The organism is Bradyrhizobium sp. UFLA05-112 (assembly GCF_053572325.1).
In genome coordinates this window covers 1-17,581 of record NZ_JBANBK010000100.1, presented here as the reverse complement: position 1 = coordinate 17,581, position 17,581 = coordinate 1, and the positions used below count along the sequence as shown (strand labels likewise).

Below are 17,581 nucleotides of genomic sequence, written 5' to 3'. Positions count from 1 at the left end.
TCCGCGTGCCCCCGCGAAAGAAACCGCCTCAGAAATGAAACACCGGCCGGAGTTAGGACATCCGGCCGGTGTTTTTACGGTGTTTTACTTGCCGAGCTTGCCGAGTTCGGCCGTGAGTTCAGGAACCGCCTGGTAGAGGTCGGCGACCAGGCCGTAGTCGGCGACCTGGAAGATCGGCGCGTCCTCGTCCTTGTTGATCGCGACGATCACCTTGGAGTCCTTCATGCCGGCCAGATGCTGGATCGCGCCGGAAATACCGACGGCGACATAGAGTTCGGGGGCCACGACCTTGCCAGTCTGGCCGACCTGCCAGTCGTTCGGCGCATAGCCGGCGTCGACCGCCGCGCGCGAGGCACCGACACCAGCACCGAGCTTGTCGGCGAGCGGCTCGATGTATTTTGCGAAATTTTCCCGGCTCTGCATGGCGCGGCCACCAGAGACGATGATTTTCGCCGAGGTCAGCTCGGGGCGGTCGCTCTTGGCGACTTCCTCACTGAGGAAGGACGACAGGGCCGGATCGGCCGCCGCCGCGACGCTCTCGACGCTCGCGCTGCCACCGGCCGGCGCAGCAGCGAAGGTCGAAGTACGCACCGTGATGACCTTCTTGGCGTCCTTCGACTTCACCGTCTGGATGGCGTTGCCAGCGTAGATCGGCCGCTCGAAGGTATCGGGCGCGACGACCTTGATGATCTCCGAGACCTGCATGACGTCGAGCAGCGCTGCGACGCGCGGCATCACGTTCTTGAAGCGCGAGGTCGCGGGCGCGACGATCGCGTCATAGCCGGACGCCAGCGAGACGATCAGCGCGGCCAGCGGCTCGGCGAGATCGTGCGCGTAAGCCTCGCCGTCGGCGAGCAGCACCTTCTTCACGCCAGTGAGCTTTGCGGCAGCGTCAGCCGCGCCCTTGGCGTTCTGGCCGGCGACCAGCACGTCGACGTCGGCGCCGAGGGCGGCGGCCGCCGTCAGGGCCTTGCTGGTCGCATCCTTCAGCGACGCATTGTCGTGTTCAGCGATCAGAAGCGTCGTCATCAGAGCACCCCGGCTTCGTTCTTGAGTTTCGACACCAGCTCGGCGACGTCCTTGACCTTGACGCCGGCCTTGCGGCCCGGTGGCTCCGTCGTCTTGAGAACTTCAAGGCGCGCGGTGACGTCAACGCCGTAATCGGCGACGGTTTTCTCCGCGATCGGCTTCTTCTTCGCCTTCATGATGTTGGGCAGCGAGGCGTAGCGCGGCTCGTTGAGGCGGAGATCCGTGGTGACGATCGCCGGCCCCTTCAGCTTCACGGTCTGCAGACCGCCATCGACCTCACGGGTGACCTTGAAGTCGCTGCCTTCGACCTCGAGCTTGGAGGCAAACGTCGCCTGCGACCAGCCGAGCAGCGCGGCCAGCATCTGGCCGGTCTGGTTGCTGTCGTCGTCGATCGCCTGCTTTCCCAGAATGATCAGGCCCGGCTGCTCTTCGTCGGCGACCTTCTTCAGGATCTTGGCGACCGCCAGCGGCTCCACATTGCCGTCCGCCTTCACCAGGATGCCGCGGTCGGCGCCCATGGCGAGGCCGGTGCGGATCGTCTCCGACGCCTGCGCCGGTCCAATGGAAACCACCACGACCTCGGTGGCCTTGCCGCCTTCCTTCAGGCGCAGCGCTTCCTCGACCGCGATTTCGTCGAATGGATTCATCGACATCTTGACGTTGGCCAGTTCAACGCCCGATCCATCGCCCTTGACGCGGACCTTGACGTTGTAATCGACCACCCGCTTTACCGGCACTAAGACCTTCATCGATCCTCTTTCACTTGAATTCTTGAGGGGGGTTATCAACTGGCGCGGAACCTAATGGCCCGGCCCAGTCCGGTCAACGCGCGCGGAGGCCCAAAAATTGGCTTTGCGAGCCAATCTTGGCGGTTTGCTTAGCGGTTCTGGCCCGGCACCCAGAGCACGTCGCCAGCGCCATTATGATTGGCCGCGCGGCTCGCGACAAACAGGAAATCCGACAGCCGGTTCATATATTGGATGCCAGCCGCCCCGACCGGTTCGTCCGGCTTTGCAGCGAGTTCCACCATCATGCGTTCCGCCCGGCGGCATATCGTGCGCGCGACATGGAGATGGGCGGCGGCCGGGGTTCCGCCCGGCAGCACGAAGGAGGTGAGCGGGGCGAGCTTGTCGTTCAGCGCGTCGATATCGCGCTCGAGCCGCTCGACCTGGCTTGCCACCACGCGCAACCGTTCGGCTCTCCCAGTTTTCTGGCCCTCACGCTCAGGCACCGCGAGATCGGCGCCGAGATCGAACAGATCGTTCTGGATCCGGCCGAGCATCGCATCGAGCTCAGGCCAGTCCCTGACGTGCAATCGCACCACGCCGATCGCGGCATTGGTCTCGTCCACCGTGCCATAGGCCTCGATCCGCAGATCATATTTCGGACGGCGCTCGCCGGAGCCGAGCGCGGTCGTGCCGTCGTCACCGGTTCGGGTGTAGATGCGGTTGAGAACGACCATGCTTGCCTCAGTTACTTTTGAACATGATCTTATCGGAAAATCGGTACCCACTTTTCCGGATCATGCTCTAGCGCCCCATCGCCCAGACCGCGAGCATCGCTATGACGATCGCCACGAACTGAAACAGCACGCGCAGCCGCATCAGCCTCTGCGAGGTGTTGGGCGAGCCGCCGCGCATCATGTTGACGAGACCGAGCAGCAGCACCAGCGCCACGGCGCCGACAGCCACCGGCAAGATGAAAGAACTCAGGAAGGATGCCATTAGGGGTAGATAACACTGTGTTTGCGGCTGCGCCATCGCGGCGCGATCTGGCTTTTAGGCCAATAATATCAGAAGCTAGACCGATGTTTTTTGATTTGGGCCGGCACGTGCACTTCGCCTCCCCCCGCTTGCGGGGAGGAGGAGCATCGACAGCCCGCGCAGGTGGCATGTGAGGCAGATCCGCTACCTCTACCTGGTCGTGATGGACGCATTTTACACGTTCCTGGCCGACGATGGCTGGGCGATCGCGAGCCATATCGCGCTGTCCAGCCTGATGGCGCTGTTCCCGTTCCTGATCGTGCTGACCTCGCTGGCGGGCTTTTTCGGCTCCAAGGAGCTCGCCGACCAGGCTGCCGGGTTGATGCTTGAGGTCTGGCCCAAGCAGGTTGCCGACACCCTGTCCGGTGAGATCCACGACGTTCTGACCACGACCCGCACTGACGTGCTGACTATCGGCGCGGTGCTCTCGGTCTACTTCGCCTCGAACGGCGTCGAGGCCTTACGCGTCGCGCTCAACCGCGCCTATGCGGTGGTCGAGATGCGGCGCTGGTACTGGCTGCGGCTGGAATCGATCGGCTACACGCTGGTGGCGGCCTTCACCGCGCTCGCCATGGCGTTCCTGATCGTGCTGGGGCCGCTGCTCATCGCGGCGGCGCGGCGGCACATCCCCCTGATTGTCGAATCCAACGAAAGCATCCTGACCTGGGTGCGCTACGGCATCACCATCGGGGCGCTGATCGTGGCGCTGTTCATCCTGCACGCCTTGCTGCCGGCGGGGCGACGCGGCTTCCTCCAGATCCTGCCCGGCATCGTCTTCACCATGGTGGCGTCGCTGATCTCGGGCATCGTGTTCGGGCAATATCTGGCGCGTTTCGCCAACAACTACGTGACGATGTATGCGGGGCTCGCCTCGGTGATCATCGCGCTGGTGTTTCTGTATTTCATCGCCGCGATCTTCGTCTATGGCGGCGAGCTCAACGCCGCGATCATCAAGTCGCGGCTTCCTCACGGCGTGTCGCTTCAAGCAGCGCAGTCGCTAGCGCACGCGGAGACACGGGCTTGACCAGGAAGGCGTCGGCGCCGGCCTCGCGCGAGGCCGTCTCGTCTTCGCCGCGGCCGGAAATGCCGATGATCGGGATCTGACCGAGCGGCGGACACATCGTGCGGATGCGTTTGATCGCCTCGATACCGTCGATGCCCGGCAGCACCATGTCCATCAGCACCGCATCGAAAGCGCCTTGCGCAAGGCGGCTTTCGGCATCCTCGCCGCGGCCGATGAACTCTGCATGATGGCCGAGCTCGGTCAGTATGGTGTTGAGCACGACGCGGCCGAACGGATTGTCTTCGACGCTGAGCACGCGTAAGCCCGCTGCCGCATCCTCCCCGCGACCGTCGTGCGCCCCTGACTCCGTGGATTTCTCCGAATTCGCCGAGGTCAGCGACACCGTCAACGTGAAGGTGGCGCCGCCGCCGCGCCGCGGCGCGACCGTGATGTCGCCGCCCATTGCGCGCGCAAGCTGCTTCACCGATGACAGCCCGAGCCCGGCACCGCCGAAGCGCGAGGCGATGGTGACATTGGCCTGCGAGAAGGGGCGGAACAGCCGCTTGATCTCGGCCATGGTCAGCCCGATGCCGCTGTCGGACACCGCGAAGGCGACGCCGGCCTTGTGCGCTGCCTTGTGCGCTGCCTTGGCGTTGTTCTTGGCGTTGTTCTTGGCCTTGCCACCGGCTTTGCCCTTGGCGATTGGCCATGGCGTAACCGAGAGGGCGATGCCCCCTCGCTCCGTGAACTTCACGGCATTGTCGATCAGGTTTTCCAGCGCTGCACGCAGGCGGACGGGATCGCCGACCACGAGCGCGGGAAGCTTTGGCGAGATGTCGACCTGGGCCTGCAACCCCTTGGCAGCGGCCCGGCCCGCAAGCGAGTCGCCGGCAGTGCGCGCAAGCGCGCGCAGGTCGAACAGATCCTGGCCGAGTCCAGCGACGCCCTTGGCGGTCTTGGCAGCATCGACGAACAACGTCGCAAGGCTCGCAAGATGCTCCGCGCCTGCCTTGATGGTGTCAGCCCAGCGCCGCTCACGCTCGCCAAGGTCCGAGGTTGCAAGCAGATCGCTGATCGCGAGGATACCGGTCAGGGGGGTGCGGACCTCATGGGCAAAGGCCGCGAGCGCAGCCTGGACCATGTCCGCGGGGGCAGGTTTTGTGCTCGCCTTGGTGCTGCGCTTGTGCGCTGTCCCGGCGCGCTGCTTTCCACGCGCGGCAGCAGGCGGCTTGGCACGCGACTTCACACGCGACCCTACACGCGACTTGGCACGCCTCTTGGGCAGCCGTCCGGACGACCGCGTGGTGCGCGTGATGCGCGTTTTCGCCGCCATGTTTCCCCTTGAACCCCGGCTCGAAAATCAGCATGGCACGGAGCGGCCCAGGGAGTCACGGAGGCGTTTTGCTAAACCCCAGAGAAACTTAACGTAATCCCACCAAGGCGCGAATGTCGGCAGGGAGCGCTCCCGCCGCACGCAAGTCGCGCAAGCCGGTGGCGCGGGTCGACTTGGAAAGCTTTTGCCCTGCAACGTCGCAGATCAGCCGGTGGTGGCGGTAGGCGGGCGCGGGCAGGCCCAGCAATTCCTGGAGCAAGCGGTGGACCGAGGTGGCATGAAACAGGTCCTGACCGCGTACCACCTCGCTCACCCCTTGCAGCGCATCGTCGACGACGACCGAGAGGTGATAGCTGGTGGGCATCTCCTTGCGCGCCAGGATGACGTCGCCCCAGGCCTGCGGTTGGGCAGGAATGCTGCCCCGCTCGCCCGCGGGCCCCTCGCCGGCCTCATGCCAACTGAGATCCGCCACGCGGCGGCAAGCGGCGGCCATGTCGAGCCGCAGCGCATAGGGCACGCCCGCTGAGATCAGCCGCGCGCGCTCGTCGGCGGAAAGCGATTTCGCGGTCCCCGGATAAAGCGGCGCGCCATCCGGATCGCGCGACCAGGGCTGAACAGCCTCGCGCTGCGTCAAGAGCTTTGCGATCTCGGCGCGGCTTTCGAAGGCGGGATAGACGAGCCCGAGTGCGGTGAGCCTGTCCAGCGCCGCGCGATAGGCGCCAAAATGCTCCGATTGCCGCCGCACCGGCGTCTCCCAGGCGATCCCGAGCCAGGCGAGGTCCTCAAAGATCGCCGCCTCGAACTCCGGCCGGCAGCGCGTCGCGTCGATGTCCTCGATACGCAACAGGAAGCGCCCGTCCGTCTCGCGCGCGCGATCGAAGTTCACCAGCGCGGAGAGGGCATGCCCGAGATGGAGATAGCCGTTCGGGCTGGGGGCGAAGCGGAAAACGGGGGGCGTCATTCTCGGGGTACTCGTCATTGCCGGACGTAGTAGTCTGCCTGGCGCAGACTACGTAAACTTGTCTGCGCCCCGGCAATCCATCTTCCATGACTCCGTTACGATATGAGATGGATGCGCGGGTCAAGCCCGCGCATGACGAGTTGAGCAACCATGACCATCCACCTCGAAACCCAGTCTGATCTCGAAGAGGCCATTCAGGCGCTGGTCAAGCGGGACGCTCGGCTGAAGCCGGTGCTGGAGATCGCGGGCATGCCGAGCCTGCGACGGCGCGAGGCGGGATTTGCGGGGCTGGCGCACATCGTCTGCGGCCAGCAGCTCTCGACCGCGAGCGCCGGTGCGATCTGGGAGCGGCTCAACGTCGCCTTGGATCCGTTCGACCATGAGGCCGTGCGCCGCGCGCGCGCCAACCGGCTCGGACGGCTCGGCCTGTCGGCCGCCAAGATCAAGACGCTGAAACATCTGGCGCGCGAGCTCGCGGCCGAACGACTGAACCTCGACGTGCTCGCCGAAGAGGACGCCGACGCCGCGCATCACACGCTGATCGCGCTGCCCGGCATCGGGCCGTGGACCGCCGACGTCTATCTGTTGTTCTGTCTCGGCCATGGCGATGCGTGGCCCGCCGGCGATCTCGCCGTGCAGGAAGGCATCCGCATCGGGCTTGGCCTGAAGACACGGCCCACCGAGAAGCAGATGGCGCCGCTCGCCGAACCCTGGCGCCCCCTGCGCGGTGCGGCTGCACATCTGTGGTGGAGCTATTATCGCGCGGTCAAGAAACGCGAGGGCGTCATCGCCGGGGAAGCGAACGCCGTTTTAAACAATGTTGCTGTTGCAAAGCGCGCGACGGTGAAAGAGAAGATGCCGGCACGGAAAAAGCCGGGACCTTTGCCATGACATCCACCGATTTCATCGTCGCGCGCAACGATCTCGAACAATGCAAGCTGATCGAGACGGCGATCCCCGATCCACCCGCGCTGCCCGCGGATGCGCTGTTGGTGAAGGTCGAGCGCTTCGCGTTCACCGCCAACAACATCACCTATGCCGTGATGGGCGACGAGCTGAAATACTGGCAGATCTTTCCGGCGCCGCAAGGCTTCGGCAACATCCCGGTGTGGGGCTTTGGCGAGGTCATTGCCTCCAAGCATCCGAACGTTGCCGTGGGTGAGAGGCTGTTCGGCTATTTCCCGATGGCAACGCATCTCGTCATCGAAGCGGTCGACGTGAGCAAGCGTGCCTTGCGCGACGGCGCCGAGCATCGCAAGCAGGTGTCCCCGGTCTACAACGTCTATTCCCGCGTCACCGGCGATCCCGCCTTTGCCGGGCACCAGGGCGATCTCCAGGCGCTGCTGCGGCCGTTGTTCATGCTGTCGTTCCTGGTCGACGATTTCCTCGCCGAGAACGACGACTTTGGCGCGCGCAGCGTGCTGCTCTCGAGCGCCTCCAGCAAGACCGCGTTCGGACTCGCGCATCTCCTGCACGGCCGCGGCCGCAAGGTGATCGGGCTGACTTCGGCGAGCAATGCAGCCTTCGTCGGCGCGCTGCCCTGCTACAATGAGGTCGTCACCTACGACCGCGTCAGCTTGCTGCCGACGGACGCACCTGTCGCGTTCGTCGACATGGCCGGCAGCAGCGCGTTGCGGGCCGAGCTGCACCACCATTTCCGCGATCGGATGGCGTGCTCGGTGCGCGTCGGCCTGACGCATCGCGCCACCGATGCCGACGAAGGCGCCCTGCCGGGCGCAAAACCGCGCTGGTTCTTCGCGCCCGACCATATCCGCAAGCGCGCGAAGGATTGGGGTCCTGGCGGCATCGACCAGCGCTTTGGCGTGGCATGGTCCGGCTTCGCACCGATGCTCGAAAAATGCCTGACCGTGGTCGAGAACCGCGGGGCTGAGGCGGTGCGGCAGATCTATCTCGACACGCTGAAGGGTCGTATTCCGCCTGAGCAGGGCCACATGCTCTCCCTACGGGGGTAGTCGGCTTTTGGCTCCTGCCAAAACGGTATAGCGTTGATCTCAGAGGAAGCGCCGCGAAGTCGGCCATGAGGTCGCGCATGCTGGACAGGACGAAGGACATTCTAGTGTCCGCGCAAACCTGGCTCGACCAGTTCGAGCAGGCGCTTGGCGACCCGAGTCACGGCGCGCTGCATAAGCTCTTCCTGGCCGACAGCTATTGGCGCGACGTGCTGGCGCTAAGCTGGAACCTGCAAACGATCGCCGGCCGCGACGCGACCGTGCGGGAATTGAGCACGCTCGCATCCGAAGCCGCGCCAAATTCTTTCGAGATCGCATCGACCCGTGCGCCGCCGCGCTGGGTGACTCGCGCCGGGACCAAGACGATCGAGGCGATCTTCTCGTTCGAAACCGCCGTCGGACGCGGCATCGGCATCGTTCGGCTGCTGTCCGATGCCGATGACGGCGACCGCCTGAAGGCATGGACGCTGCTCACCGCGCTGGAGGAGCTGAAGGGATTTGAGGAGCAACTCAACCGCACGCGGCCGCGCGGCCAGGCCTATTCGCGCGACTTCCGCGGGCCGAATTGGCTCGATCTGCGCAAGGCATCCGGCTCCTATGCCGACCGCGATCCCGCCGTGCTCGTGATCGGCGGCGGCCAGGCGGGGCTCGCGATCGCGGCGCGGCTGAAGCAGTTGAATGTCGACACGTTGATCGTCGATCGCTGGCCACGCATCGGCGACAATTGGCGCAAGCGCTACCACGCGCTCACCCTGCATAACCAGGTCCAGGTCAATCACCTGCCCTATATGCCTTTCCCGCCGAACTGGCCGGTCTACATCCCCAAGGACAAGCTCGCCAACTGGTTCGAAGCTTACGTCGAGGCGATGGAGCTGAACTACTGGACCGGCACCGAGTTCGAAGGCGGCGCCTACGACGAGGCGAAGGGATGTTGGACGGTCACGCTACGCGGCGCCGATGGCACGACGCGGACCATGCATCCGCGTCATGTGGTGATGGCAACCGGCGTCAGCGGCATCCCGAACATGCCCGATATTCCGAGCCTGAAAGATTTCAGCGGCACGCTCGTGCATTCCAGCCGCTACGAGGACGGCGAGAGCTGGACCGGCAAGCGCGCGATCGTCATCGGCACCGGCAATAGCGGCCACGACATCGCGCAAGATCTCTACTCCAGCGGTGCCGAGGTGACGCTGGTGCAGCGCTCGGCCACGCTGATCACCAATATCGAACCCTCGGCACAGCTCGCCTACGCGACCTACAACGAGGGCACGCTCGAGGACAACGACTTGATCGCAGCCTCGATGCCGACGCCGCTCGCGAAGAAGACCCATGCAATGCTGACGGAGCAATCGAAGGCGCTCGACAAGGACCTGCTCGACGGCCTCGCCCGCGTCGGCTTCAAGCTCGATTTCGGTGAAGGCGGCACCGGTTGGCAGTTCAAATACTTGAGCCGCGGCGGCGGCTATTACTTCAACGTCGGCTGCTCCGATCTCATCGTGAAGGGCGCGGTCGGGCTCACGCAATTCGAGGACATCGAACGCTTCGTCGCCGAGGGCGCGCGGTTGAAGGACGGTGCGATCATCCCGGCCGACCTCATCGTGCTCTCGACCGGCTACAAGCCGCAAGCCTATATGGTGCGAAAGCTGTTCGGCGATGCCGTTGCCGACCGCGTCGGCCCGATCTGGGGCTTTGGCGACGGCTTTGAGCTGTGCAACATGTATGCGCGCACGAAGCAGCCCGGCCTGTGGTTCATCGCCGGCAGCCTCGCGCAATGCCGGATCAATTCGAGATATCTCGCACTGCAGATCAAGGCGATCGAGGAAGGGATGTTGGGGCGAGATGTGGGCGCCACATAAACCGGTCGCCATTCCGGGCGCGACAAAAGTCGCGAGCCCGCATTGCGCACTTGCGCAATGTGGAACGATGAATTGTGAGGAGGACACCAATGCCAACCATACTCGGCTCGGGCGAGCATCGTTACCGCGTCGTCGAGAACTGGGCGAAGCTGCCGGATGGCTGGCAGCTCACCGATGTCGCGTCCGTCGCGGTTGACAGCAAGGACCGCATCTACGTCTTCAATCGCGGCGCCCATCCGATGGTGGTGCTCGACCGCGAAGGCAATTTCCTGCGGAGCTGGGGTGAAGGGTTGTTTGCCCGCGCCCACGGCCTGCATATCGACGCCGACGATAATCTCTATTGCACCGATGATGGCGACCACACCGTGCGCAAATGCACGACCGACGGCAAGGTGCTGCTGACGATCGGCGTCCCCGAGAAGCCTGCACCGTTCATGAGCGGCGATCCCTTCCACCGCTGCACCCATACCGCGCTGTCGCCGAAGGGCGAGATCTACGTCTCCGACGGCTACGGCAATGCCCGCGTCCACAAGTTCACCCCGGACGGCAAGCTGATGATGAGCTGGGGCGAACCCGGCACCGATCCCGGCCAGTTCAACATCGTTCACAACATCGCCACCGACGCGGATGGTTATGTCTACGTCGCCGATCGCGAGAACCATCGCGTGCAGGTGTTCGACGGCAACGGCAGATACGAGACGCAGTGGAACAACCTGCACCGGCCCTGTGCGCTGTGCTGCTGTGGCGGAAGGCAGCCGACCTTCGTGATCGGCGAGCTCGGACCCGGCATGCCGGTGAACCGCAAGGTGCCCAATCTCGGCCCGCGGCTGTCGATCGTCGATGCCAAGGGAAAACGCATCGCGCGGCTCGGCGGCGAAGATGGTCCGGGTGTCGCGAGCGGCAAGTTCCTGGCGCCGCATGGCATCGCGCTGGATTCGCAAGGCGACCTGTATGTCGGCGAGGTCGGCGTCACCGACTGGAAGACGAGCTTTCCCGACGATGAGATGCCGGCTGTCGTGCGCGCCACACGGTGTCTGCAGAAGCTGGAGCGGGTGCGCTGACCACATGCGTCATTGGGAGCGCAGCCGCAGGTCATCGTCCTCCAACGGCACTGCCGCCGACCTTCCCGATCACGACTTGCCAGATCGCGACTTGCCCGATCGCGACCTGCCCCTGACCGGCGCGCAGGCGACTCGCCCGAGAACAGCGCTACAGCATTGTTGGCGTCGCTGACGGCGAGCGGCAGTGACGCTTCCCCGAAAAGCGGCTTTTTTGCAGCGTGTTCCGGTCCGCAGAGAGCCTGAATAAGTCTCTCAGCGGGCTTCACAATCCCGTCACGCTGCATGTAGTATGTCACTACATGCTGCTTCGCAGCGATATGGAGGCCAGGAGCGTTACTTGAACGCACATGTCTCGCAAGGCAGTTGGCCGGTCTTGGTGCTGAATGCGGACTTCCGGCCGCTGAGTTACTATCCGCTGTCTCTCTGGTCGTGGCAGGACGCGATCAAGGCGGTGTTTCTCGATCGCGTCAACATCGTCGCCCACTACGACCAGGCGGTACGAAGTCCGACGCTGGAGATGCAGTTACCGAGCGTCGTCTCACTCAAATCCTTCGTCAAGCCGACCACCCATCCTGCCTTCACCCGTTTCAACGTCTTCCTGCGCGACCGCTTCAATTGCCAATATTGCGGCTCGCCCGAGGACCTCACCTTCGATCACATCATCCCGCGCAGCAAAGGCGGCCAGACCACTTGGGAGAACGTGGTCGCGGCCTGCTCTCCCTGTAATTTGCGCAAGGGCAATCTCACGCCGGCGCAGGCAAAAATGTTTCCGAGGCAGGCGGCGTTCGCTCCGACCGTGCACCAGCTCCACCGCAACGGCCGCCTCTTTCCGCCGAACTATCTGCACGATAGCTGGCTCGATTATTTGTACTGGGATACCGAGTTGGATCCGTAGGCCCCGCTCGCGCTTCGACATGACGTCTGGCAGAGAACCAACGTTGGAACCCGCAGCCTGGGAACTTTTCTGCGGTTTTGGCGTTGGCTCTGCATGACAGTTGATCATTCAGTACGCCCGCCCCGCATTCTCACGCCTGACGAGCGCAGGGCGCGGGACGAGGCGCGACGGGCTGATGCGGAGCAGGCCATGCGCGAGCATGAGGCCGCGCAGAAGGCGCTCTATTCCAATATGGAGCGGCTGAGGGCCGAGCGGCTGGCGCGTGAGGCCCGATCCCAAGGCCGATAGGTCGCGTCTCAAGGCCGGGTGGCGCTCTCCGGTTGTTACTGTCCTTTAAGCCTCACACGGCAATCTTGAGTCCTATGGGCGATGCAGGGTCCTGCACGCCGCTACGGTCCGAGATCCTCATGCTTGCCGAAGCGCTGGAGCAGATTCAGTCCTCGCCCTCGAGGCGGGCGATCTATGTTCGCGTCATTCTCGCAGCGCTGGCGGCGATCGCCGTCGTCAAGACATTCTGGTTCGCGCGCGTCGGTCCCTGGCACTTTCGCGAGCTCGCCGATTTCGACGCGTTTCACATCGTGGCGCAACGGGTCTGGCTCGGCGATGTCGGCGAGGTGTACCGGCTCGCGACCTTCGGCAAGATGCAGGCGGACGCGGCCGGCGGCACGACCGGCGTGATGCCCTGGACCTACCCGCCACAATTCGACCTGTTGCTTGCGCCGCTCGCCTGGCTGCCGGTCGGTGCAGCGTATCTGTTGTTCACCGCGGTAACACTCGCGCTCTATCTCGCCGCGTTGCGGACGATCGCACGAGAGAATCTCGCGCAAGTCCTGATCATCTCTTTTCCCGCCCTCGCGGTCACGATCGGCTGCGGCCAGAACGGCTTTCTCACCGGCGCGCTGATCGGCCTGTTCTGTCTCACCCTGCGGAAGCGCCCGGTGCTTGCGGGCCTAGCGCTCGGCGCGATGGTGATCAAGCCGCATCTTGCGATCGCCGCAGCCGTCTATCTCATGGCGACGAGGCGCTGGACTGCGATCATCGCTGCAGCAACGGTGGTGCTCGTGAGCTCACTCGTTTGCACGCTGGTTTTCGGTCCCCAAATCTGGTCCGCACTCGTCGGCTCGGTGCAGGAATCGGCGAGCTATCTCGACCAGGGCTTTTATCAGCTCTTTCGGATGATCTCGGCCTATGCGGCGCTGCATACCGCAGGCATGCCCGCTACTGGTGCCATCTGGGGACAGATCGCCGTCGCTGCGCTTGCGCTTCTTGCGGTCGTGCTCGGCGCCTTGCGCGGGTCCCCGCCGGGCCTCGCGCTTGGCGTCACTGCAATGGCCTCGGTGATGATCAGCCCCTATGCCTATGACTACGACCTGCCGCTGCTGGGGATCGGTCTCGCGCTCGCGCTTCCAGATCTTGTCCACATCGCGTCGGCGCGCGAGCGTAGCGCGATGTATGGGCTGATCCTGCTCGCCGGCTCCTATGGGCTGGTGCTGTCGACGCAGGCGTCGGGGCAGCAAGCCGCGCCGGCCATGGCTGGCTCTGCGATGATCGCACTCCTCGCGGTGCTGTTGCACATGCTGCTGCGCGATAAGTCGGCCATTCGTGACGGCAGCACGGGTCACCTACCGCGCAATGTCCTTCATGTGCCCGACTAGAAACCAGCGGCCTGGCTGCGCGTTCACCCTTGGACTTCGTTCAGGCGCAGTTTAGTCTCTTCAGACGGAAATCCTGACTTGCGCCCTGCCGGCACTCATGGAGGTTCGTCATGCCTGCTCAAGACAAGGATCACGTCTACAAGATCCTGGAACTGGTCGGATCGTCGGAAAAGTCGATCGAAGACGCGATCCAGAACGCGGTCAGCCGGGCTGCAAAAACCATCCGCGAGATGAAATGGTTTGAGGTGGTGCAGACGCGCGGCCATATCGAGAACGGCACCGTGCGCCACTACCAGGTCACGCTGCGCGTCGGCTTCACGCTCGAGGCGTGAACCGGACACATGAGGCGCGACCGCTGCGCGAGCCGCGGCGTGGTTAACATCGTCCCACGATAATCCATCGAAATATCGGGGAATCCGCCGGTCGAGAACGGACTCCGTGCAATCAGCGCGGATGTTGCAACAAGCCGTTAAGCCTGCAGCGGCAGCGCATGGCGCAGGCCCTGGCTGCCAAGGAGGCGCACTTCCGCCTGCTGGCCGAGCAATCCAGCGACATGGTGACCCGGATCGGGCTTGATAACCAACTGCTCTACGTCTCGCCGTCATGGGCGCGCGTCGTGGGCTGGTCGCCCGACGAACTCTTGGGCAACTCGGCCGTAGCCGGCATCCACCCGGAGGACCTGGAGCGGATCGAGCAAACCATCGCCGCGCTGAAGAGTGGCGAAGCCGAGGAAGCACGCTTTGTCTATCGTCAGCGGCACCGCGAGAAGGGCGAGATCTGGGCCGAGTCGGCCCTGCACGTGACGCGAACGTCCGACACCGGCGAAATCGATGGCGTCGTTGCAATCATGCGAGATGTGACCGAGCAGAAGGATCTTCAGGACAGGCTCGGTCTGACCGGACTCGCCAACCGCCGCGCATTCGACGAGCGGCTGGCGGAGGAATGGGCGCGCGCCCGCCGCGACGGCACGCAGCTCTCGCTGCTCTTGATCGACGTCGATCATTTCAAGAAATTCAACGACCATTGCGGGCACCTCGCGGGTGACGGCTGCCTGCGTGCGCTGAGCAAGATTCTGGCCGTGCATGCGCGGCGCCCGGCCGGCCTCGCCGCACGCTACGGCGGCGAGGAATTCGCGCTGCTGTTGCCGAACACCGGCGCCGAAGGTTGCATCAGGGTCGGCGAGGAGATCCGCGAGGCGCTGCGCGAGCTTGCCATGCTCCATGCGCAGAATCCACCGTCCCGGCTGGTCACGGTGAGCGTGGGCGTGGCGACTGGACTGCCGTCTCAGAGTACGACTGACAGCAGCGCGTTGGTGGCAGCCGCCGACCGCGCGCTCTATGCTGCCAAGGACAGCGGCCGCGACCGGCTGGTGATGTCGGGCCAGGTCGTGCCGTGGCCGGCGAAGAGCGCGTGAGGAGATGACCGTTTACCACGCGTAGCGAACGCCGCCCTTGCCGGCATAGCTGCGCATGGCGTTCGAAAACTCGCCCTCGAAGCTTGCTGCCGCGGACCACCCGTTCAGCCACTTCATCTCCACCGCAGCAGTGGTGAGCGCGGCGTCCCGCGCTTGTGCTGCGCCATTGACGACGAAGCTTGCGCCAGGCAGCGCCTGGAAGGTTGCGGCGATCGAACGATCCGGATTGAAATCATGCGCCCAGCCAAAACGCCCGCGCAGCGTCAACACGCCATTTTGCATCGCGAAGGATTTATCGCTGCGCAGGCCTAGCTCGCCGCGGGTATCCGTTACGCTCTTGGCAGAGTAGTTCAAAGCAAACGCGGCCGCGCCGGAAATGACCTGCTCGGCATAGGCCGGTAGATCGAATGTCGTGAATTGCGCCGCGCCATAGGGTGTCAGGCCGATTCCGCCGATCCACGGCGCAATGTAGCGATAACCGCCTTCGAGGCGACCGGAATATGCATTCGCGTTGAACTCGGCGCGGAGATGATCGGCGCCGGCGATCGTCACGGTGCGATCGGTGGTGATGTCTTGCCAACCATAGGCCAGCGCCGCGGAGATGTAGGCAGCGCCATCGGTGTGGCGCAGATAGGCACCAGCCTGGAACAAGTCGGAGCGACCGGAGCCACCATTGGCCACGCTGAAATTGGTCCCGCCGCCGGCCAGCGCAAAGCCGACTGACGTATGTGCCGAGACCCAGTAATCGGCCCCGACGGCGGTCCCAAACACGCGACTCGTGGTGTCGTTCGAGCCGGTCGTCGCATCGCCGGCTGTCGATTGCGATCCGCCAAAGGCGGAAGCCCATACGCTCCAGTGCGGCTCGAGGGCCTGCGGCGGCGTCTTGGCGAGCATGGCAAACGCATCGATTCGCTTGTGTCCGGTATAGGCGCTTGCCTGCTCCTCGTCCGCAAAGCCGGTCGTGCCGCTGGCCGATCCCGGCCCGTTATCCCGCTGTGTGAAGGGATCGGTGAGCAGGCCCATGAACTGGGTCATCGCGGCAAACGTGGTCTGCTGCGAGCCAGTTCCCGATTCGCCAGCGGCTTGCGTCAGGCCGGCCGGAGTGAACCCGGCGTAGACTGCGGCTATTCCGCCGTTGGCGTTGAAGAAGCTCGTCAGCGCGTTGCCGACGCGTTGCTGATTGCCGTTGAGCCCGGACGGAATCGAATAGTTCAGGGCAAGGTCCAGATAGACGTCGTTGGCATCGTAGCTCAACGCGACACTTCTGATATTGCTAGGCAAACCGGTCGTGACCAGCGAGCCGAACGTGCCGCTGACCCCGCCACTCGCGGTCAGGATGGTGTAGCGCTTGGAGATGTAGCTGCCGCTTGCGAAGACTGCGTCGACGGTGGCACCGCCGAGTGTCGCCACACCGGCGACGGATGCGAACGAAGCTGCCGAGGGACTGACCTGAACCAGATAGACGGCGCCGGATGCGAGGGCGAGGCTGCCGCTCACGACCATCGACGTCCCCGCCGTGCCATTGCCCGGCGCAAAGATGGCGCCGCCGTCGATGACGGTAGCGCCGACCGTGCCGCTACCGCTGAGCGCCGCGCCGCTCTGGACAGTGACCTGGCTGGATGATGCTATCGATCCGTCGACCTGCAACGTGCCGCCGCTGACGATTGTCGCGCCGGTATAGGAGTTGCTGCCGGAGAGCAGCAGCAGGCCGATGCCGGTCTTGGTCAGCGCGATCGATCCCGCGCCGTCCTGGATCGTTCCTGAAAAGACAGTTGAGGTGGTATCGCCGCCCGTGGTCAGCGTGGCCGCAGCGCCGCTATTGGTGACGATGCCGGCGCCGGCGAGCGAACCGATCGCGTTGGAGAAACCAGCGAGATCGAGCACCGCGCCGCTCGCAACCGTCACCGCAGAGTTGTTACCGAAGGCGCTGGTCGAGCCGGCTTGCAGGATGCCGGCGTCCACAACGGTCGGGCCGGTGTAGGTATTCGCGCCAGAGAGGATAAGCGTGCCAGCATAGCCGCTCGCTTCGTTAACGACGACGTCGCCGGAGCCGGACAGCACACCCGTCAGGTTGACTGTGCTGCCAGCGAGAATGTTGTAGATGGGATCTCCGGCCGCAACGATGTTGTTGGCAATCGTGAAGCTGCCATTGAAAGTGACTGTGACGCCGGTGGCGCCGCCGTTGAGCGTCAACGTACCGGTACCGAGCGCATGGGCGTCACCGACGACAAGTGTTGAGCCCTCGTTGATGGTGGTGCCGCCGCCATAGGAGTTCGCTGCGGAGAGCGTCAGCACGCCCGCGCCGCTCTTGGTGATCGAGCTCTGCCCGCCCGTGCCCCCAAAGCCGTCCGCGATGCTACTGCCGCCGGAGCCGCTCTGGTCGGCGATGACATCGGAGAGGGTGAAGTTGCCGGCGCCGAAGGCCAAAGCCGAGCCCTGCACGAAAAAGCCCGAGCCGAACGCGGAGCCGGTGTTGGCGCCTGAACCACCCGTCACGCTGTTGCCCGTGGCGTTGCCGCTGCCGTTGATGGTCAGCGTGCCGCCCTTAGCGACAAAGACAGCGCCGCCCATGGCCGCGCCACCGCCGCCTCCGGCCGAGCCTCCATCACCGGCGCCGAACCCGGCTTGGCCTGCGGTGGGA

16 protein-coding genes and 1 pseudogene are annotated in these 17,581 nt (G+C 64.6%); 10 read left to right on the top strand and 7 right to left on the bottom strand.

The genetic code is table 11. From position 1 onward, the window contains the following. Positions 1-84: 84 nt before the first annotated feature. From SO180_RS36560 to SO180_RS36545, 4 genes are all read right to left on the bottom strand, one after another. The gene (locus tag SO180_RS36560) at positions 85-1,029 is read right to left on the bottom strand and encodes an electron transfer flavoprotein subunit alpha/FixB family protein (protein WP_449383653.1); all 945 of its coding nucleotides are present in this window, start codon (positions 1,027-1,029) and stop codon (positions 85-87) included. Next, positions 1,029-1,778 carry an electron transfer flavoprotein subunit beta/FixA family protein gene (locus tag SO180_RS36555; protein ID WP_284275186.1) on the bottom strand — a complete coding sequence of 250 codons (750 nt, stop codon included), beginning with the start codon at positions 1,776-1,778 and terminating at the stop codon, positions 1,029-1,031. The genes SO180_RS36560 and SO180_RS36555 overlap by 1 nt, the downstream gene beginning before the upstream one ends. A gap of 128 nt (positions 1,779-1,906) precedes the next feature. Further along, positions 1,907-2,491, bottom strand: coding sequence for a cob(I)yrinic acid a,c-diamide adenosyltransferase (locus SO180_RS36550; RefSeq protein WP_449383652.1), 585 nt, complete (start codon positions 2,489-2,491; stop codon positions 1,907-1,909). 67 nt (positions 2,492-2,558) lie between these two features. Beyond that, the gene (locus SO180_RS36545; protein ID WP_027522142.1) at positions 2,559-2,753 is read right to left on the bottom strand and encodes a twin transmembrane helix small protein; all 195 of its coding nucleotides are present in this window, start codon (positions 2,751-2,753) and stop codon (positions 2,559-2,561) included. A gap of 202 nt (positions 2,754-2,955) precedes the next feature. Here SO180_RS36545 and SO180_RS36540 point away from each other — a divergent pair, with 202 nt between their 5' ends. Then, entirely contained in the window at positions 2,956-3,816 is an 861-nt protein-coding gene (locus SO180_RS36540) for a YihY/virulence factor BrkB family protein (protein ID WP_449383660.1), read from the top strand. On the opposite strand, the gene SO180_RS36535 is transcribed toward SO180_RS36540, so the two are convergent. Further along, positions 3,743-5,128, bottom strand: coding sequence for an ATP-binding protein (locus SO180_RS36535; RefSeq protein WP_449383651.1), 1,386 nt, complete (start codon positions 5,126-5,128; stop codon positions 3,743-3,745). The genes SO180_RS36540 and SO180_RS36535 overlap by 74 nt on opposite strands. An 88-nt stretch (positions 5,129-5,216) precedes the next feature. Next, entirely contained in the window at positions 5,217-6,089 is an 873-nt protein-coding gene (gluQRS, locus tag SO180_RS36530; RefSeq protein WP_449383650.1) for a tRNA glutamyl-Q(34) synthetase GluQRS, read from the bottom strand. 150 nt (positions 6,090-6,239) lie between these two features. On the opposite strand from gluQRS, the gene SO180_RS36525 reads away from it, so the two are divergent. The 9 genes and pseudogenes from SO180_RS36525 to SO180_RS36485 form a co-directional block, all read left to right on the top strand. Next, a complete protein-coding gene (locus SO180_RS36525; protein WP_449383649.1) occupies positions 6,240-6,980 on the top strand; it encodes a DNA-3-methyladenine glycosylase family protein in 741 nt (246 codons plus the stop codon). Next, positions 6,977-8,062: a DUF2855 family protein gene (locus SO180_RS36520; RefSeq protein ID WP_449383648.1), complete on the top strand. Its 1,086-nt coding sequence runs from the start codon at positions 6,977-6,979 to the stop codon at positions 8,060-8,062. Before SO180_RS36525 ends, SO180_RS36520 begins: the two co-directional genes overlap by 4 nt. 77 nt (positions 8,063-8,139) lie before the next feature. Then, the gene (locus tag SO180_RS36515) at positions 8,140-9,915 is read left to right on the top strand and encodes a flavin-containing monooxygenase (RefSeq protein WP_449383647.1); all 1,776 of its coding nucleotides are present in this window, start codon (positions 8,140-8,142) and stop codon (positions 9,913-9,915) included. 89 nt (positions 9,916-10,004) lie between these two features. Further along, positions 10,005-10,976 carry a peptidyl-alpha-hydroxyglycine alpha-amidating lyase family protein gene (locus SO180_RS36510; RefSeq protein ID WP_449383646.1) on the top strand — a complete coding sequence of 324 codons (972 nt, stop codon included), beginning with the start codon at positions 10,005-10,007 and terminating at the stop codon, positions 10,974-10,976. Between the two features lie 337 nt (positions 10,977-11,313). Further along, positions 11,314-11,871, top strand: a complete 558-nt coding sequence (locus SO180_RS36505) for an HNH endonuclease (protein WP_080135068.1) — start codon at positions 11,314-11,316, stop codon at positions 11,869-11,871. Positions 11,872-11,964: 93 nt separating this feature from the next. Next, the gene (locus SO180_RS36500; RefSeq protein ID WP_027522132.1) at positions 11,965-12,159 is read left to right on the top strand and encodes a hypothetical protein; all 195 of its coding nucleotides are present in this window, start codon (positions 11,965-11,967) and stop codon (positions 12,157-12,159) included. Positions 12,160-12,278: 119 nt separating this feature from the next. Next, positions 12,279-13,526 (top strand): glycosyltransferase family 87 protein, encoded by a 1,248-nt coding sequence (locus SO180_RS36495; RefSeq protein WP_449383645.1) that lies wholly within the window; start codon positions 12,279-12,281, stop codon positions 13,524-13,526. Between the two features lie 110 nt (positions 13,527-13,636). Beyond that, the gene (locus SO180_RS36490; RefSeq protein ID WP_449383644.1) at positions 13,637-13,858 is read left to right on the top strand and encodes a dodecin; all 222 of its coding nucleotides are present in this window, start codon (positions 13,637-13,639) and stop codon (positions 13,856-13,858) included. Between the two features lie 146 nt (positions 13,859-14,004). Continuing rightward, positions 14,005-14,940 (top strand): annotated as a pseudogene (locus tag SO180_RS36485) (GGDEF domain-containing protein); the annotation flags it as partial. Positions 14,941-14,952: 12 nt separating this feature from the next. On the opposite strand, the gene SO180_RS36480 reads toward SO180_RS36485, so the two are convergent. Then, positions 14,953-17,581: autotransporter outer membrane beta-barrel domain-containing protein (locus tag SO180_RS36480; protein ID WP_449383643.1), on the bottom strand; the 2,629-nt coding region annotated here is incomplete at its 5' end.

Coding starts and splice junctions, on each gene's coding strand:
- SO180_RS36490 (WP_449383644.1), top strand. CDS start 13,637: ATGCCTGCTCAAGACAAGGATCACGTCTACAAGATCCTGGAACTGGTC.
- SO180_RS36555 (WP_284275186.1), bottom strand. CDS start 1,778: ATGAAGGTCTTAGTGCCGGTAAAGCGGGTGGTCGATTACAACGTCAAG.
- SO180_RS36545 (WP_027522142.1), bottom strand. CDS start 2,753: ATGGCATCCTTCCTGAGTTCTTTCATCTTGCCGGTGGCTGTCGGCGCC.
- SO180_RS36525 (WP_449383649.1), top strand. CDS start 6,240: ATGACCATCCACCTCGAAACCCAGTCTGATCTCGAAGAGGCCATTCAG.
- SO180_RS36495 (WP_449383645.1), top strand. CDS start 12,279: ATGCTTGCCGAAGCGCTGGAGCAGATTCAGTCCTCGCCCTCGAGGCGG.
- SO180_RS36515 (WP_449383647.1), top strand. CDS start 8,140: ATGCTGGACAGGACGAAGGACATTCTAGTGTCCGCGCAAACCTGGCTC.
- SO180_RS36520 (WP_449383648.1), top strand. CDS start 6,977: ATGACATCCACCGATTTCATCGTCGCGCGCAACGATCTCGAACAATGC.
- gluQRS (WP_449383650.1), bottom strand. CDS start 6,089: ATGACGCCCCCCGTTTTCCGCTTCGCCCCCAGCCCGAACGGCTATCTC.
- SO180_RS36550 (WP_449383652.1), bottom strand. CDS start 2,491: ATGGTCGTTCTCAACCGCATCTACACCCGAACCGGTGACGACGGCACG.
- SO180_RS36535 (WP_449383651.1), bottom strand. CDS start 5,128: ATGGCGGCGAAAACGCGCATCACGCGCACCACGCGGTCGTCCGGACGG.
- SO180_RS36510 (WP_449383646.1), top strand. CDS start 10,005: ATGCCAACCATACTCGGCTCGGGCGAGCATCGTTACCGCGTCGTCGAG.
- SO180_RS36500 (WP_027522132.1), top strand. CDS start 11,965: ATGACAGTTGATCATTCAGTACGCCCGCCCCGCATTCTCACGCCTGAC.
- SO180_RS36560 (WP_449383653.1), bottom strand. CDS start 1,029: ATGACGACGCTTCTGATCGCTGAACACGACAATGCGTCGCTGAAGGAT.
- SO180_RS36540 (WP_449383660.1), top strand. CDS start 2,956: ATGGACGCATTTTACACGTTCCTGGCCGACGATGGCTGGGCGATCGCG.